Annotated in this window: 16 protein-coding genes; 4 read left to right on the top strand and 12 right to left on the bottom strand. The window is 74.3% G+C overall.

Annotated elements, in window-relative coordinates:
* Positions 1-41: 41 nt before the first annotated feature.
* Together BJP25_RS30200 and BJP25_RS30195 are read left to right on the top strand one after the other, a co-directional pair.
* A complete protein-coding gene (locus tag BJP25_RS30200) occupies positions 42-794 on the top strand; it encodes an alpha/beta fold hydrolase (RefSeq protein WP_075978373.1) in 753 nt (250 codons plus the stop codon).
* Positions 787-1,071, top strand: coding sequence for an MGMT family protein (locus BJP25_RS30195; RefSeq protein WP_075978372.1), 285 nt, complete (start codon positions 787-789; stop codon positions 1,069-1,071). The genes BJP25_RS30200 and BJP25_RS30195 overlap by 8 nt, the downstream gene beginning before the upstream one ends.
* A gap of 100 nt (positions 1,072-1,171) precedes the next feature.
* Here the strand turns inward: BJP25_RS30195 and BJP25_RS30190 are convergent, their stop codons facing one another.
* Complete coding sequence (locus BJP25_RS30190) at positions 1,172-1,363, bottom strand: hypothetical protein (protein WP_075978371.1); 192 nt, start codon at positions 1,361-1,363, stop codon at positions 1,172-1,174.
* Between the two features lie 254 nt (positions 1,364-1,617).
* On the opposite strand from BJP25_RS30190, the gene BJP25_RS30185 reads away from it, so the two are divergent.
* Positions 1,618-2,532, top strand: coding sequence for an oxidoreductase (locus BJP25_RS30185; RefSeq protein WP_075978370.1), 915 nt, complete (start codon positions 1,618-1,620; stop codon positions 2,530-2,532).
* Positions 2,523-2,936 (top strand): VOC family protein, encoded by a 414-nt coding sequence (locus tag BJP25_RS30180; protein ID WP_075978552.1) that lies wholly within the window; start codon positions 2,523-2,525, stop codon positions 2,934-2,936. Before BJP25_RS30185 ends, BJP25_RS30180 begins: the two co-directional genes overlap by 10 nt.
* On the opposite strand, the gene BJP25_RS30175 is transcribed toward BJP25_RS30180, so the two are convergent.
* The 11 genes from BJP25_RS30175 to BJP25_RS30120 all read right to left on the bottom strand — a co-directional run bounded on the left by BJP25_RS30175 (position 2,933) and on the right by BJP25_RS30120 (position 15,129).
* Positions 2,933-3,298: a hypothetical protein gene (locus BJP25_RS30175; RefSeq protein WP_084794714.1), complete on the bottom strand. Its 366-nt coding sequence runs from the start codon at positions 3,296-3,298 to the stop codon at positions 2,933-2,935. The genes BJP25_RS30180 and BJP25_RS30175 overlap by 4 nt on opposite strands.
* 67 nt (positions 3,299-3,365) lie before the next feature.
* Complete coding sequence (locus BJP25_RS30170) at positions 3,366-3,710, bottom strand: hypothetical protein (RefSeq protein WP_075978369.1); 345 nt, start codon at positions 3,708-3,710, stop codon at positions 3,366-3,368.
* Between the two features lie 263 nt (positions 3,711-3,973).
* Positions 3,974-4,672 (bottom strand): sirohydrochlorin chelatase, encoded by a 699-nt coding sequence (locus tag BJP25_RS30160; RefSeq protein ID WP_075978367.1) that lies wholly within the window; start codon positions 4,670-4,672, stop codon positions 3,974-3,976.
* On the bottom strand, positions 4,669-5,805 hold the full coding sequence (locus BJP25_RS30155) for a uroporphyrinogen-III synthase (RefSeq protein WP_075978550.1): 1,137 nt from the start codon (positions 5,803-5,805) through the stop codon (positions 4,669-4,671). The genes BJP25_RS30160 and BJP25_RS30155 overlap by 4 nt, the downstream gene beginning before the upstream one ends.
* Before the next feature lie 23 nt (positions 5,806-5,828).
* Entirely contained in the window at positions 5,829-6,209 is a 381-nt protein-coding gene (gene nirD / locus BJP25_RS30150; protein WP_075978366.1) for a nitrite reductase small subunit NirD, read from the bottom strand.
* The gene (gene nirB, locus BJP25_RS30145) at positions 6,206-8,725 is read right to left on the bottom strand and encodes a nitrite reductase large subunit NirB (RefSeq protein WP_075978365.1); all 2,520 of its coding nucleotides are present in this window, start codon (positions 8,723-8,725) and stop codon (positions 6,206-6,208) included. Before nirB ends, nirD begins: the two co-directional genes overlap by 4 nt.
* Before the next feature lie 201 nt (positions 8,726-8,926).
* A complete protein-coding gene (locus BJP25_RS30140; RefSeq protein WP_075978364.1) occupies positions 8,927-10,459 on the bottom strand; it encodes an MFS transporter in 1,533 nt (510 codons plus the stop codon).
* A gap of 179 nt (positions 10,460-10,638) precedes the next feature.
* Positions 10,639-11,430 (bottom strand): TIGR02569 family protein, encoded by a 792-nt coding sequence (locus BJP25_RS30135; RefSeq protein ID WP_075978363.1) that lies wholly within the window; start codon positions 11,428-11,430, stop codon positions 10,639-10,641.
* Positions 11,431-11,652: 222 nt separating this feature from the next.
* On the bottom strand, positions 11,653-12,831 hold the full coding sequence (moeZ, locus tag BJP25_RS30130) for an adenylyltransferase/sulfurtransferase MoeZ (protein WP_075978549.1): 1,179 nt from the start codon (positions 12,829-12,831) through the stop codon (positions 11,653-11,655).
* Between the two features lie 122 nt (positions 12,832-12,953).
* Positions 12,954-14,039 (bottom strand): DUF3152 domain-containing protein, encoded by a 1,086-nt coding sequence (locus tag BJP25_RS30125; RefSeq protein WP_198943631.1) that lies wholly within the window; start codon positions 14,037-14,039, stop codon positions 12,954-12,956.
* Between the two features lie 97 nt (positions 14,040-14,136).
* A complete protein-coding gene (locus tag BJP25_RS30120) occupies positions 14,137-15,129 on the bottom strand; it encodes an alpha/beta fold hydrolase (RefSeq protein WP_075978362.1) in 993 nt (330 codons plus the stop codon).
* Positions 15,130-15,176 lie beyond the last annotated feature (47 nt).

The raw sequence follows: 15,176 nt of genomic DNA, 5'->3' as shown, positions 1-15,176 counted from the left end.
CCCCACCACCGGCACACCGGTCGCGTGCGAGGATCACGCGCATGCCGGTGCACGAGCACGGCGCCCCCGACGCGCCCCCCGTCCTCCTCGTCCACGGCGTCTGCGGCCACGGCCGCCGCTTCACCGACTTCTGCGCGGCGGAGCTGGCCGGGTACCGGGTGCTGTGCCCGGACCTGCGCGGCCACGGCGACGCCCCGCACGAGCCGCCGTGGACCCTGGAGCAGCTGGCCGAGGACCTCCTCGGCGTGCTGGACGCGCACGGGCTGTGGTCGGCGCCGGTCGTCGGCCACTCCTTCGGCGCCCTGGTGGCCCTGCACGCCGCCGCCCTGGCCCCGGACCGGGTCAGCGGGCTGGCCCTGCTCGACCCGGCCACGGGCATCGCCCCCGAGCAGGCCCTGGTGTGGGCGGAGGGGGCGTGGGTGGTGCGGCAGACGCGCGCGGACGCCGTGGGCACCCAGCGCTTCGACTGGCCCACCGCCGCCGACGCGGTGGTGGAGCGCGAGGTGGACCTGAACTGGGTCGAGGGCGAGGACGGCCGCTGGCGCCCGAAGTACAGCCCGGCGGCCGTGGCGACGGCCTGGAGCGAGATGTGCCGCCCGGTGCCGCTGCCCCCGGCGGGCACGCCGACGCTGCTGGTGCGCGCCACGCGGGAGGACTTCGTCGGCACCCAGTTCGTGCGCGCCTGCGCCGCGCTGGACTCCTTCCAGCTGGCCGAGGTCGACTCCGGGCACATGGTGACCCTGGAGGCGCCCGCCGAGGTGGGGGCGCTGCTGCGGGGGTTCCTCGGTGGATGAGCGCCTGCACGAGCTGATCCGCGAGGCCGTGCGCTCCGTGCCGCGCGGCCGGGTCGCCACCTACGGCGACATCGCCGCGCGCACCGGGGCGTCGTCGCCGCGGATCGTGGGCAAGGTGCTCTCCGAGGACGGGCACGACCTGCCCTGGCACCGGGTCATCCGGGCCACCGGGCGCCCGGCCGAGCCGGTGGCGCGCCGCCAGTTGGAGCTGCTGCGTGCCGAGGGCGTGCTCGCCGACGACGGCAAGGTGGACCTCGGGCAGTACCGCTGGCGGTGAAGCGGGGCCGCGGCGTCGTCACGCGGGGTGTTCGACCCGCCCGGCGCGCGGCCGCAGCGGGTTCGGCGGTGACGGCCCCCAGTGCCGTCACGGCCGGGTGTCAGCAGCGCTTGCCGAGGGCGGGGTCCAGGCCCAGCATCTCCAGGAGGAACTGGCAGTCGGCGGCGTCGCTGGCGTGGTCGGCGACGGTGCGGGTGGCGCGGCTGGCCTGCTCGGTGTTGTGCGCGTGCTCGAGTTCCTTGGCTGCGGCGATGCGGCCGAAGACGGCAGGGGCCTCGTGGGCGAGCGTCATCAGGGGTCACCTTCTGCTTGATCGGGGATCGCGGCGCCGGGCGGGTGGGCCCGCGCGGGAACCGGCGTCGCTTGCAGTGCGATTCACTCTTTCAGCCGAGTTTCATGGTCACAAGGACCCGAATGGTTGCATTGTGTTACGACGAAGCTACGTGACCCCCCGCGCTCGGACCGTCACCAGAGGGCCGGACCGCGCCCGGGCGGCGGGTGGGGGACGATGGGTGGCGTCCGCCGCCCGTCGAAGGAGATGACCGCATGAGCGCGTGGCACGAGCAGGACGTCCCCCGGGTGCCCGGCGCGCTCGCGGTGGTCACCGGGGCCAACACCGGCCTCGGGTTGGAGACCACGCGCATCCTGGCCCAGCGCGGCGCGACGGTGGTCATGGCCTGCCGCGACCAGCGCAAGGCCGCCGCGGGCCGCGACCGCCTGGTGGGCCTGGGCGTCCCCGCCGAGCAGCTGGAGCTGGCCGAGCTGGACCTGGCCGACCAGGCGTCGGTGGAGGGCTTCGCCAGCGCTTTCGCCCACGACCGGCTGGACCTGCTCATCAACAACGCGGGCCTGATGGCGGTGGGCGAGGGGCGCACGGCGGACGGGTTCGAGACCCAGTTCGGCGTCAACCACCTGGGTCACATGGCGCTCACGCTGCGTTTGCTCCCCCAGCTCGTGGCGACGCCCGGCGCGCGGGTGGTGACGGTGACGAGCATGGCGCACCGGCCGGGCCGCATCCGCTTCGACGACGTCAACTTCGAGCGCGGCTACCGGCGCTGGCCCGCCTACTTCCAGTCCAAGCTGGCCAACATCCTGTTCACCCAGGAGCTCGGCCGCAGGCTCGGCGCCGCCGGGCACGACACCCTGTCCACCGCCGCGCACCCCGGGTACGCCAAGACCGAGCTGGGCAAGGACGAGCCGGGCTTCTCGGCGCTGCTGACCCGGGTGGGCGACACCTTCTTCTCGCAGTCGGCCGCGGCGGGCGCGGTGCCGACGCTGCGCGCGGCCACCGACCCGGACGCCTTCCAGGGCGCGCTGTACGGGCCGCTGCGGATCACCTTCGGGCCCGCGGTGCCGGAGGTGCCGAGCAAGGCCGCCCGCGACGCCGACCTCGCCGCCCGGCTGTGGGAGGCCTCGCTGGCGATGCTGGCGCCCGCGAAGGTGGTGTGGCCGTGGAGTTGACCGCCACCGTGCTCGACTCGCGGGACCCGCGCGCCCTCGCCCGCTTCTACGCCGCGCTGCTGGGCTGGTCGATCGGCAAGGACGACCCGGAGTGGGTCACGCTGCGGCCCGCGGGCGGCGGCGCGGGGCTGTCGTTCCAGTTCGAACCGCTGCACCGCAAGCCGTCCTGGCCGTCCACCGAGGACGGTCAGCAGATGCAGACGCACCTGGACATCGAGGTGGACGACCTGGACGACGCGGTGGCCCGGGTGCGCGCCGCGGGCGGCGCGGTCGCGGACTTCCAGCCGCAGGAGCACGTCCGGGTCTGCTACGACCCGGACGGCCACCCGTTCTGCGTCTTCACCGAGGAGACAGGAGAAACAGCGGAGACAGAAGAAGCAGCGGAAACCGAGGGCACCGACTAGGCCGCCGCGGAGCGCATCCGCTCCTCGCTGGCCTCGACCAGCTCCTGCCACTCGCCGCTCATCGTCGAGGCGAGCCGCAGGTGCGGCAGCGCCTCGCGGTGCTTGCCCTGCCTGGCCAGCGCGCGGCCGAGCAGCACGTGCCCGTAGGCGTCGGCCGGGGCCAGTTCGACGATGCGGCGGGCGGTGCGCTCGGCGGCGGTGAGCGCCGCGGTGCGCAGCTGCGAGCGGGTCAGCTCGGTCAGGATCGACACCGCCGCGGGCTCCAGCTCGGCGGCTCGCGCCAGCAGCCGGGTGGCCGCGATGTGGTCGCCGCTGTCCTGGTGGAAGCGGGCGAGGTCGAGCATCGAGAACACGTCCTGCACGGGGCACCTCCCTGGTCGCGGTGTGCGCCCGTGTCAACCGCGCGGTCGCGGCGGCTATTCCGCGCGGCTACTCGCCCTGCGGCCACATCGAGTAGATGAGGTTGTCGGCGTCGGCGCACACCACCTGCGGCAGGTCCGGCTCGGCGACCTGGTTGCAGCGCAGCGGGCCGATCTCGAACGGCGGCAGGCCCGTCTCGGGCTCGCGCCGGGCGGCGTAGTAGTCGAACAGGATCGACGCGGCCTCCTCGCAGTCGAGGACCCCGCCGGGCGTCTCCACCACCACCGCCAGCATCGGCTTGCCCAGGGCGCCCTTGAACCGCCGGTCGCAGTACTGCGCGGGCAAGGACTGGTCGACGTCGGGGATGCCCGGGTCCACCGGCGCCGCGGTGGTCGTGCGCGGCGGCAGCGCCATCGTGGCCCTGGGCCGCTTGGTCGTGGTCTCCGGCTCCCCCGACGCCTCCGACGCCTCGGACTCCTCGGTCTGCGCGACCGGCCGTTCCGAGGTCTTCGCCGCGGCCGACGACGAGGGCGTCGGGGCGACGTTGGCCGACCCCGGCCCGCACGCCGCGACAGTGCACAGTCCTAACGCGACCGCGATCAAACCCGTTAACCGGTAACGCTTCCCGCTCACGTCCACGACCTCCGTCCGGCTGGGGCCCGCGCCCCACACCGCACTCAGACGGCGAGACCCCAGCCCTGGTTGCGTCCACCGCGGTAGACGACCGCCTCCAGGTAGCGGCGCACGACCAGGTCCGCCACCCGCGGGTGGTCACCGAGGGGCTCGGCCACCACGTCCGCCCCGCACGAGGCGACCGCGCGGTGGAACAACCCGGGCGCCAGCAACCACGACGCGACGGCCACGCGCCCGCGCGCGGCGGCGACGACCTCGGCCACCGACGGCTGGGCCGTGGCCGCGTACCCGACGCGCACCACCGACCCCGTGCGTGCGCCGAGCAGCACCGCCGCCCGGCGCACGTCCGCGAGCGCGCGCGGGTCGGAGGACCCGGCGGCGGCGAGCACGACGGTGTCCCCGGGCCGCCAGCCCGCGTCCACCAGCCGCTCGTGCATGGCCAGCACCAGCGCGGGCGCCGGGCCCAGCGCGGGGGCGATCGTGACCGCCCCGGCCCCGGACCGGGCGACCTGCTCCGGCACGTCCACCCGCACGTGGTAGCCCGAGGCGAGGAAGGCGGGCACGACCACGGCCGGGCCGCGCACCGCCCGCAGCACGGCGGTCACGTCGGGGGCGCGCACGTCGGCGAAGGCGACCTTGACCGGGACCTCCGGCAGCAGGTCGCGGACCTGGTCGGCCACCGCCTGCACGACCTGGGCGCCCCCGGGCGCGCGGGTGCCGTGCGCGACGAGCACGAGGGTCACGGGACCGGCACCGCCAACCGGTAGCCGCGCTTGACCACGGTCTGCACCAGCCCCGGCGCGCCCAGGGCGGCGCGCAGCCTGCCCACGGCCGTCTCCACCGCGTGCTCGTCGACGCCGACCTCCCGCCCGGAGTGGCGGCGCAGCACGCCGACGAGCGCGGGGCGCGACAGCACCCGGCCCGGGTCGGCGGCCAGCGCGCGCAGCAGGGCCATCGGGGCGGGCGGCACGGGCCGCAGGTCGCCGTCGACCACCACCGCCTGCCCGCGCAGCTCCACCTCGCTGGCGCAGACGGTGAACCGCTGGGCGCGGGCGGGCAGGGCCACCGCCAGCTCGCGCACCAGGGCGCCGATGCGGGCCCGCTCCGGGCACACCACCGGGATGCCCAGCCGGGTCAGCGGGGCGGCGGTGATGTGGCCGACGCCGACCACCAGCACCCGGTCGGTGAGGGTGGTGACGAGCTGGTCGAAGCGGCCGAGCCGGTCGGCGGTCTCCAGCACGCTGGCCGCGGCCGGGGCGCTGGTGAACGTCAGCGCGTCGACCTGGCCGCCCAGCACCGCCTCGATGAGCCGCTCCAGCGGGCCGGGGTCGGCCGGGCCGGTCCACCGGTACACCGGGACCTCGACCACGTCGGCGCCCGCGGCGCGCAGCGCGTCGATGAACTCGCGCAGCGGCTCGCCGTGGATCTGCACCGCGATCCGCTTGCCCGCCACGCCGCCCTCCAGCAGGTGCGCCAGCAGCTCGGCGCTGGCCTCGGACTCCGGCGACCAGTCCTCGGTCAGGCCCGCCGCGCGCACCGCGCCCTTGGCCTTGGGGCCGCGGGCGAGCACCCGGGAGCGGCCCAGCGCCGCGATGAGCCGGTCGCCGAGGCCCCAGCCCTCGGCGGCCTCCACCCAGCCGCGGAAGCCGATGCCGGTGGTGGCCACCGCCACGTCCACCGGCACCGGGTCCTCGACCAGCCGGGTGGTGGCGGCCAGCAGCTCGCTGTCGTCGGCCAGCGGGATGATGCGGATGGCCGGGCCGTGCACCACGGTGGCGCCCTTGCGCTCCATCAGCGCGCCGAGCTCGTCGGCCCGGCGGGCCGCTGTCACCCCCACGGTGTACCCGGCGAGCGGAGCGGTCTGCGGGTCTGTCACGTCGCGAACCTCCAGGAGCGCGGTCACGTTCGCCCCAGGCAGATGGTGCCACCCCGGACCCGCACCGGGTACGTGGCGACGACCACCGAGGCGTCCTCGACGCACGCCCCGGTGCGCAGGTCGAAGTGCTGCTTGTGCATCGGCGACGCGACGACGGGGACGCCGCCGAGGTCCCCGACGATGCCGCGGGAGAGTACCGCGGCGCCGCTGAACGGATCGACGTTGCACAGGGCGTGAACCTGGTCGTCATGCGTTCGGAACACGGCGACCTGGGTGCCGTCGGGCAGCAGCACCGCCCGGCCCTCCTCCACCGGGACGGCGTCGAGCGGGCACACCTCGGTCCACGCGTCGATCCCCGTGCCGTTCCCCGTGCTTGTCGCCGTGGCGCTGTCCACCGCGGTCATCGCGAGCTCACCTCCGGGACGCCCAGCAGCACCGGGACCCGCTGCCCCCGCTCCTCGCGGAAGGAGATCGTCGGGTCCGGCGCGCCGGGCGCGTTGACGAAAGACGAGAAGCGGGCGAGCTTCTCCGGGTCGTCGAGCACCGCGGCCCACTCGTCGGCGTAGCCGTCGACGTGCGCCGCCATCTGCGCCTCCAGCTCCGCGCACAGGCCGAGGCTGTCGTGCACCACGACGTCGCGGAGGTGGTCGAGGCCGCCCTCCATCGCGTCGAGCCAGGCGGAGGTGCGCTGGAGGCGGTCGGCGGTGCGGATGTAGAACACCAGGAACCGGTCGATCACCCGCAGCAGCGTCTCCTTGTCCACTTCGGACACGAGCAGGTCGGCGTGCCGGGGCATGGTGCCGCCGTTGCCCCCCACGTACAGGTTCCAACCGTTGTCGGTGGCGATGATGCCGAAGTCCTTGCTGCGCGCCTCGGCGCACTCGCGGGCGCACCCGGAGACACCGGACTTCAGCTTGTGCGGCGAGCGCAGGCCGCGGTAGCGCAGCTCCAGCTCCACGGCCAGCCCCACCGAGTCCTGCACGCCGTAGCGGCACCACGTGCTGCCCACGCACGACTTCACCGTGCGCAGCGCCTTGCCGTAGGCGTGCCCGGACTCGAACCCGGCGTCGACCAGCCGCCGCCAGATCAGCGGGAGCTGGTCGACCGTGGCGCCGAACAGGTCGATCCGCTGCCCGCCGGTGATCTTGGTGTAGAGCCCGAAGTCGCGCGCCACCTGGCCGATGACGATCAGCTTCTCCGGGGTGATCTCGCCGCCGGGGATGCGCGGCACCACCGAGTAGGTGCCGTTGCGCTGCATGTTCGCCAGGTACTTGTCGTTGGTGTCCTGCAACGCGCCCTGGCCGCCGTCGAGGATGTGCCCGCCGCCCAGCGAGGCCAGGATGGAGGCCACCGCGGGCTTGCAGATGTCGCACCCCCTGCCCCGGCCGTGCTCCTGGACCAGCCTGCTGAACGTGGTGATCCCGGTGACCCGCACGACCTCGAACAGCTCGGCGCGGGACTGGGTGAAGTGCTCGCACAGCGCCGTGGACTGCTCGACGCCGAAAGAGGTCAGCAGCTGCTTGAGCATCGGCACGCACGACCCGCACGAGGTGCCCGCCCTGGTGCACGCCTTGAGCCCCGGGACGTCGGCGCACCCCTGCTCGTGCACCGCGGTGCGGATGTCGCCCTTGGTGACGGCGTTGCAGGAGCAGACCTGGGCCTCGTCGGGCAGCGCGTCCACGCCGACCCCACCGCCACCGCCGCCCGCCGGGGCCAGCAGCGCGCCGGGGTCACCGGGCAGCGCGCGGCCCACCAGCGGGCGCAGCAGGGCGTAGTCGGCGGCGTCGCCGACGAGCACGCCGCCGAGCAGCGTCTTGGCGTCGTCGGAGACCACGAGCTTCTTGTACGTGCCCCGCACGGCGTCGTTCACGACGACCTCGAGCGCGCCCTCCGTGGTGGCGTGCGCGTCGCCGAAGGAGGCCACGTCCACGCCCATCAGCTTGAGCTTGGTGGACAGGTCAGCGCCGGGGAAGGTGGCCGAGCCGCCGAGCAGCCGGTCGGCCACCACCTCGGCCATCGAGTAGCCGGGGGCGACCAGGCCGTAGACGCGGCCGTCGAGGCTCGCGCACTCGCCCACCGCGTAGACGTGCGGGTCGGAGGTGCGGCAGCCCTCGTCCACCACGACCCCGCCGCGCTCGCCCACCGCCAGTCCGCAGTCGCGGGCGAGCTGGTCGCGGGGGCGGATGCCCGCGGAGAACACCACCAGGTCCAGGTCGAGCTCGGTGCCGTTGGCCAGCTTGGCCAGCAGCCGCCCCCGGTCGGGCTCGATGGCCGCGGTGGAGGTGCCCGCGTGCACGGTGACGTCCAGGCCCTCCACCAGCCGCTTGAGCAGCGCGCCGCCGCCCTCGTCGACCTGCAGCGGCATCAGCCGCGGCGCCAGCTCCACCACGTGCGGGGACACGCCCATGTCGCGCAGCGCCTTGGCCGCCTCCAGCCCGAGCAGGCCGCCGCCGACGACCATCGCCGCGCCGCGACCGCGGCCCACCCTGGCCCGCTCGACGTCGGCGCGGATGGCGTCGAGGTCGTCGATGGTGCGGTAGACGTGGCAGCCGGGCAGGTCGCGGCCGGGCACCGGGGGCACGAACGGCGCCGAGCCGGTGGCCAGCACCAGCGCGTCGTAGGCCACGGTGCGCCCGGCGGCGGTGGTCACGGTGCGCCCGGCCCGGTCGACGGCGGTCACCGCGTCGCCCAGCACCAGCTCCACCGCGGCGTCGCCGGTGAACTCCGCGCCGTCGAGCTGCAAGGACAGCGGGTCCCACCCGTCGACGTAGGAGGTCAGCGCGACCCGGTCGTAGGCGGGCCTGGCCTCCTCGGCGAGCACGACCACGCGCCACCCCCCGGCGGTGTCGCGGTCGCGGAGCGCCTGCACCACCCGGTGCCCGACCATCCCGTTCCCGATGACCACGAGCGTGCGCGGCATCCCGGGTGCTCCCTCCACTGTCGGCGTCCGGGCGGTCGCGCCGCCCGCTGACTGCTCGTCACGATGGTCCGATCGGCCCGTGTCGCACGGGCGTCCGATCGGTGTCACAGCTGTTACATGGCCCTCCCCGCCCAGGTCAGCGACCTGTGCGGGCCCCCGGTGGGTGGCGCTGGCCACCCGACCGGGGACGCGCGGGGGGCTTCAGATGCGCGCGTGGGCGATGCTGTCCGCGTCGGCCTTGCGCAGGTAGAAGAACCAGGTCATCACGGCGAAGACGGCGTAGGCGGCGATGAACACCCACAGCGCGGAGGTCGACCAGGTGGCGTTGGCCTCCGCGGCGGCGGCCTTGGCCTCAGGGGTCTTGGCCGCGGTGACCGCGCTGCTCACCGGCAGGCTGGCCAACCGGAAGATCTGCTGGATGAGGAAGCCGCCGAAGGCGCCGATGGCCCCGGCGATGCCGATGACCGCCGCCGACATCCGCTTGTACTTCAGCGCGCTCTCCTGCGCGGAGAGCCCGCTGGTGGGCAGGCGCTTGCGGCCGACCTCACCGAAGATCACCGGGATCATCCGGTAGGTGGAGCCGTTGCCCGCGCCGGAGAGCGCGAAGATCACCAGGTAGGAGGCGAAGAAAAGCGGGAAGCTGCGCTGGTTCACCCCGATCAGGGCCAGCGCGGTGAACCCCGCCATGGCCACGAACACCCCCAGCGTCACCCTGGCGCCGCCGAGCCGGTCCGACAGCCACCCGCCGAAGGGCCGGGTCACCGAGCCGACCAGCGCGCCGAGGAAGCCCAGGCCCGCCAGGTAGGTGCCGATGAACGGGTTCTGCGCCAGGAACTCCGGGAAGGTCAGCTTGATCACCAGCGGCAGCGCGAAGGAGAACCCGATGAACGAGCCGAAGGTGCCGATGTAGAGCACCGACATCACCCAGGTGTGCCGCTCGCGCAGGCACGACAGGTACGAGCGGCTGTCGGACTTGGCCACCACCAGCGAGTTCATCCGGAAGTAGGCGCCCAGCACGGCGAGCACGATGAACGGCATCCACATGATGCCCGCGTAGGCCAGGTGCACCGGGTGCACCGGGTTCTTGGCCACCGCGTAGGGCACCCCGATGATCACCACCAGCGGGGTCAGCAGCTGCACGACGGCGACGCCGAGGTTGCCGCCCGCGGCGTTGAGGCCGAGCGCGAGGCCCTTCTGCTTCTCCGGGTAGAAGAAGGAGATGTTGGCCATCGACGAGGAGAAGTTGCCGCCGCCGACGCCCGCCAGCGAGGCGAGCACCAGCATGATCGCGAACTGGGTGTCGTGCGACTGCTCGCGGACGAAGTCGAAGTGCACCATCGCCGCCAGCGCCGCGGTGGGCACGAACAGCAGCGCGGCGCTGATCATCGTCCAGAGCCTGCCGCCGAAGCGCGGCACCGCGAAGGTGTAGGGGATGCGCAGCGCGGAACCGACCAGGTTGGGCAGGGCGGTGAGCCAGAACAGCTCGCTGGCGGTGAACGGGGTGCCGCCGCCGAAGCCCGCGTTGGACAGGTTGAGCACCACCACCGACCACAGCACCCAGATGGAGAACCCCAGGTGCTCGGCGAGGATCGACCACACCAGGTTGCGCCGGGCGACCTTGCGCCCGGTCCGCTCCCAGAACTCGGCGTTCTCCGGCTCCCAGTGCTCGATCCACCGCCCCGTGCGCGGCGCCACCTGCTCCGCGCTCCTGGGCGGGTCGACGGTGAGACTCATGCGGTCCTCCTCCGGGCCTCCTGCTGGCCTGTCGGGCGAACCGTAAGGAGCCCGTTTTGCCCGCGCGTGGCGCCGGGTGACAGCGGTGGCACGTCTTGCGCACCTCGGCGCGGCAGGGCGTGTGAGGGCGTTGCGGGGCGACGGGAACCACCGCGCGGTGGTGGGGATCCCCCGTGACCTCAGACGAACTGGCTGATGCGGTGCGCGGCCCGCTCCAGCCCGCGCATCGAGCGCGAGGTGCTCTTGGGGTGCAGGGCGTGCACGGCCAAGCGGAACAGCAGCGCGCGCAGCAGCGCCTGCGACCAGTCCTGCAGGTGGGCCCAGCGCTTGGCCAGCGCGTCGTCGGCGCCGCCCCAGGCCATCGCGTCGACCACGACCACCGCCGCCGCCCACTCCGGCGGCCGGTGGAAGGCGGTGAAGTCCATGATCGCGGGCGGCTCGTCGCCGTCGAAGAGCACGTTGCCGAACAGGTCGCCGTGCACCACCTGCGGGGTCAGGTCGGTGTCGCGGCGGTACTCGGCGAACAGGTCGAACAGCCTGCCGCCGAGCTCGGGGGTCAGCCGGACGCCGCGCTCCTCGTCCCAGGCCACCCGGTCGGCGGTGGCGAACACGTCCGCGCGGGTGCCCAGGAAGCGCGGGCGGGCCAGGTGCGAGGTGGCCTTGTGCAGCCGCAGCGAGGCGGAGATCACCTCGTCGTAGCGGGGCTCGGGGCGCCCGGCGAGGAACCGGTGGGCCATCCAGCCGCCGACGACGTAGCGCCCGTCGCTGGAGCGGACCGGCCGGGCCACCCGCAGGTCCGGCACGGTGAGGTCGCCGAGGGTCTGGGCCACCCAGCTGGCCTCGGCCGGGCTGACCGCCTGCCGCAGCGCCACGTCCCCCGCGCGCCACACCGGCCCCAGGTCGACCAGCTCTGGCTCGACCCCACGGGCCCCGAAGGCGGCGCAGACGTGCGGCGGCGGCGGAGTGCTCACGGCGCTGGACGCTACCCGTCCCACCCCCGCTGAGACGGCGGCGACACGGCGCCCGATGCGTTGATCTTCGCAGGTGGCGGTGGTCGGGACCGCGCCACCCGGCCCACCGGGGGTGTCCCGGTCGCGGCCTCGATCACCCGAACGAGACCACGGGGAGGGCCCCGGGCGCGCCGCGGCGCCCGGGTGCCGTGCACCCGGGCGCCGCGGTCGGGCGTCGTCGCGCTAGTAGGTCGGCAGGCTCGGGTCGACGTCGTGGGCCCAGCCCAGCACGCCGCCGCCGACGTGCACGGCGTCCTTGAAGCCCGCCTTGTGCAGGGCGGCCAGCGCCTCGGCCGAGCGCGCGCCGGACTTGCAGTGCAGCACGATCGGCTTGTCCTGGGGCAGCTCGGCGAACGCCTCGCCGGAGAGGATCCGGTCCTTGGGGATGAGCGTGGAGCCCTCGATCCGCACGATCTCGTACTCGTGCGGCTCGCGGACGTCGATCAGGGCGAAGTCGTCGCCGCGGTCGAACTTCTCCTTGAGCTCTCGGGCGGTGATGGTGCTGCCCGCCGCCGCGGCCTGCGCGTCGTCGGACACCACGCCGCAGAACGCGTCGTAGTCGATCAGGCCCTCGATCGGCTTGGTCTCCGGGTCCTTGCGGATCTTGATGGTCCGGTAGGACATCTCCAGCGCGTCGTAGACCATCAGGCGGCCCAGCAGCGGCTCACCGATGCCGGTCAGCAGCTTGATCGCCTCGGTGACCATGATCGAGCCGATGGAGGCGCACAGCACGCCCAGCACGCCGCCCTCGGCGCAGGAGGGCACCATCCCAGGCGGCGGCGGCACCGGGTAGAGGTCGCGGTAGTTCAGGCCGCGGCCGTCGGGGGCGTCCTCCCAGAAGACGCTGACCTGGCCCTCGAACCGGAAGATCGAGCCCCACACGTAGGGCTTGCCGAGCAGCACCGCGGCGTCGTTGACCAGGTACCGGGTGGCGAAGTTGTCCGTGCCGTCCAGGATCAGGTCGTAGTCGCGGAAGATGTCCAGCGCGTTGGTGGAGTTCAGGTGCTCCTCGTGCAGGTTCACCGCGACGAACGGGTTGATCTCGGCGATCGACTCCTTGGCCGAGACCGCCTTGGGCTTGCCGACGTCGGACTGGCCGTGGATGACCTGGCGCTGGAGGTTGGACTCGTCGACGACGTCGAAGTCGACGATGCCCAGCGTGCCCACGCCCGCCGCGGCCAGGTACAGCAGCGCCGGGCTGCCCAGCCCGCCCGCGCCGACCACGAGCACCTTGGCGTTCTTCAGCCGCTTCTGCCCGTCCACCCCGACGTCGGGGATGATGAGGTGGCGGCTGTAGCGCGCCACCTCCTCCTTCGTCAGCTCCTCCGCTGGCTCAACGAGCGGCGGCAAACTGCCTGACATCGGCTCCTCCTCGAACGCGGTCCGGGTCCGGGTCAGCGCGCGGGCTGACACGCCTGGCTCAACACCAGCATCCCACGCGCTGTTCCCCGCCTCCCACGATCCGGGACGGCCGTCCCGGCAGGTCAGCCCGCCGCGCGCGCCGTCGGGTTCGGCCAGGCGTTGGGCTTGCAGACCAGCCCGTCGGACTTGACCGCGTCGGTGAGGCCCACGGCGCGGTTGAGCGCGGCGACGTAGTCGTTGGCCACGCCGAAGCTCTGCTGCATCATCACCGGCGCCAGCGCCCCGGCCTGCGCGCAGCCCACGTGCTTGTTGCGGAAGGCGTGCCCGACCTCGTGGTTGATGGCGTACTGCCGGTAGGTGAGCATGTCGCCGTCGAAGACCACCGCGCCGCGCACCCACCGGGCCAGGTTGACCACCACCCGGTCCTCGTCGGACTGCCAGCACGAGGACTCGTACTTGATGGAGTACCCGCAGATCCGGTGGGTGGTCTCCGGCGAGGTGAGGCTGATCCGCATCGTCGGGTTGGCGAAGCCGGGCTGCACCCGCTGCACCGCGATCTGCCCGCCGCTGGTCCACCCGCGCGGGTCGGCCAGGGTGCTGTCGATGAGCTTGCCGAACGCGTCGTCGCCGCCGTAGGAGGACGGGTCGATGCCGTCCTCGACCTCGACGGTGTAGGTGTAGACCGTGGCCGCGCCGCCGACCTTGGCCGTCTCCCCGGCCACGCCGTGCCACCGGCCCGCCCCGGCCTGGGTGAACGGGCCGCCCGCGGGCAGGTCGGCGGTGGGCACGCCCGCGTCGACCGGCTTGGCGGGCTGCTCGGTGGCCACCGGGGGCCCGGCGTCGACGGTGGACCCGTCGTCGGTGACCAGTGCCTGCTGACCGGGGGTGGCCGCGGCGGCGTCCCCGCCCTTGTCCCCGGCCGTCTGCACGACGACCAGGGCGGTGACCGCGACCAGCGCGGGCAGCGCGTAGACGCGCCACCCGTAGGTGGTCAGCACACCGCGCACCCCCCGCGGCCGCTCACGGCGCTCGGGGCGGTCCGGGCGCCAGGAGGCGGCCAGCGGCTCACCCGCCGAGCGGCGCCCGCCCCGGCGGTGCCGGTCCGCGCCCCCGGCCGCGGTCGCCCCGCTCTCCCCGTCCGGGTCGCTGTCGGTGGAGCGGGACGGCGTGTCCGCGGGACCCAGCCCGCCCGTCGTCGTTCGGCTCACCCGACCAACTGTGCCACACCACCCGCCGTCCGCAGCGGCACCACCCGATCAGGGGTTTCGCGCCGATCAGGGGTTTGGGGCGAGCGGGGAGGCGCGGCTACCAGGTGTCGGACTCCGCGCCCTCCCACAGGCCGAGGACGGCCCGGGCCACGGTGGCGGGCCGCTCCATCATCGCCACGTGCCCGGTGCGCGGGAGCACCAGCAGGCGGGCGCGGCCGAGCAGCCGGGCGGTGCGCGGCGCCTTGCGGACGCTGACCAGCTTGTCCTCGGTGCCCCAGATCACCAGCGAGGGGGCGGTGATGCGCGGCAGCACCCGCCACATCGACCGGGTGCCCGGCGCCAGCCAGGAGCGGATGAGCCCCAGGGTGCTCTGCGCCAGCGCGGGGTTCGCCCAGGCGAGCTTGGCCCGCTCGGCGTACTCGGCGGCGGTCTCCTCGACCCGCTCCTGCGACACCCCGGCCGGGTCGGCGAAGCACAGGTCGAGCATCTGCATCACGCGCTGGCGCGGCGTGGTGCGGGCCAGTTCGCGGCGCGCGCGGGTGCCGACGACGGGCAGCAGCGCCAGGGCCATCCGCGGGTCGGAGAGCCTGCGCGGGTCGGGGCGCAGGTCCGGCACCGCCGGGGAGATCAGCGTGAGGGTGCGCACCAGGTCGGGGTGGCGGGCGGCGAGGTGGGCGGTGATGGTGCCGCCCATGGAGTTCGCCAGCAGGTGCACCGGGCCCAGGTCGAGGCCGCGCAACCAGTCCGCGAGCGCGTCGGCGTGCGCCTGGATGGTGTACGGGTAGCCCTCCGGGGGCGCGGAGCGGCCGAAGCCGGGCAGGTCGACGGCGATGCCCGGGGCGTACCCGGCCAGCTGCGCGGCCAGGTCGGTCCAGTTGGCCGCGGCGCCACCGAGGCCGTGCACGTACACCGCTGTGGTGGGTCCCTCGCCCGGGGTGCGGCGCACGTGCAGGGTGATGCCCGCGGACTCCACGTCCTCGCCGGGCCAGGCGGGCAGCGACGGGTCGACCGGCGGCAGCTCGGCGGTGGAGAGCGGGACCCGGGTCAGCGGTTGCGCCCGGGTCGGTCTGCTGGTGGCGGGGGCGTTCATCCCCCCAGTCTGCCCGCGATCGCACACCCCCGCCGCGAGCGCGCGTG

It is taken from the genome of Actinokineospora bangkokensis (assembly GCF_001940455.1).
GTDB lineage: Bacteria > Actinomycetota > Actinomycetes > Mycobacteriales > Pseudonocardiaceae > Actinokineospora > Actinokineospora bangkokensis.
The sequence above is the reverse complement of the archived record's forward strand: the minus strand, read 5'-3'. Positions and strand labels throughout refer to the sequence as shown.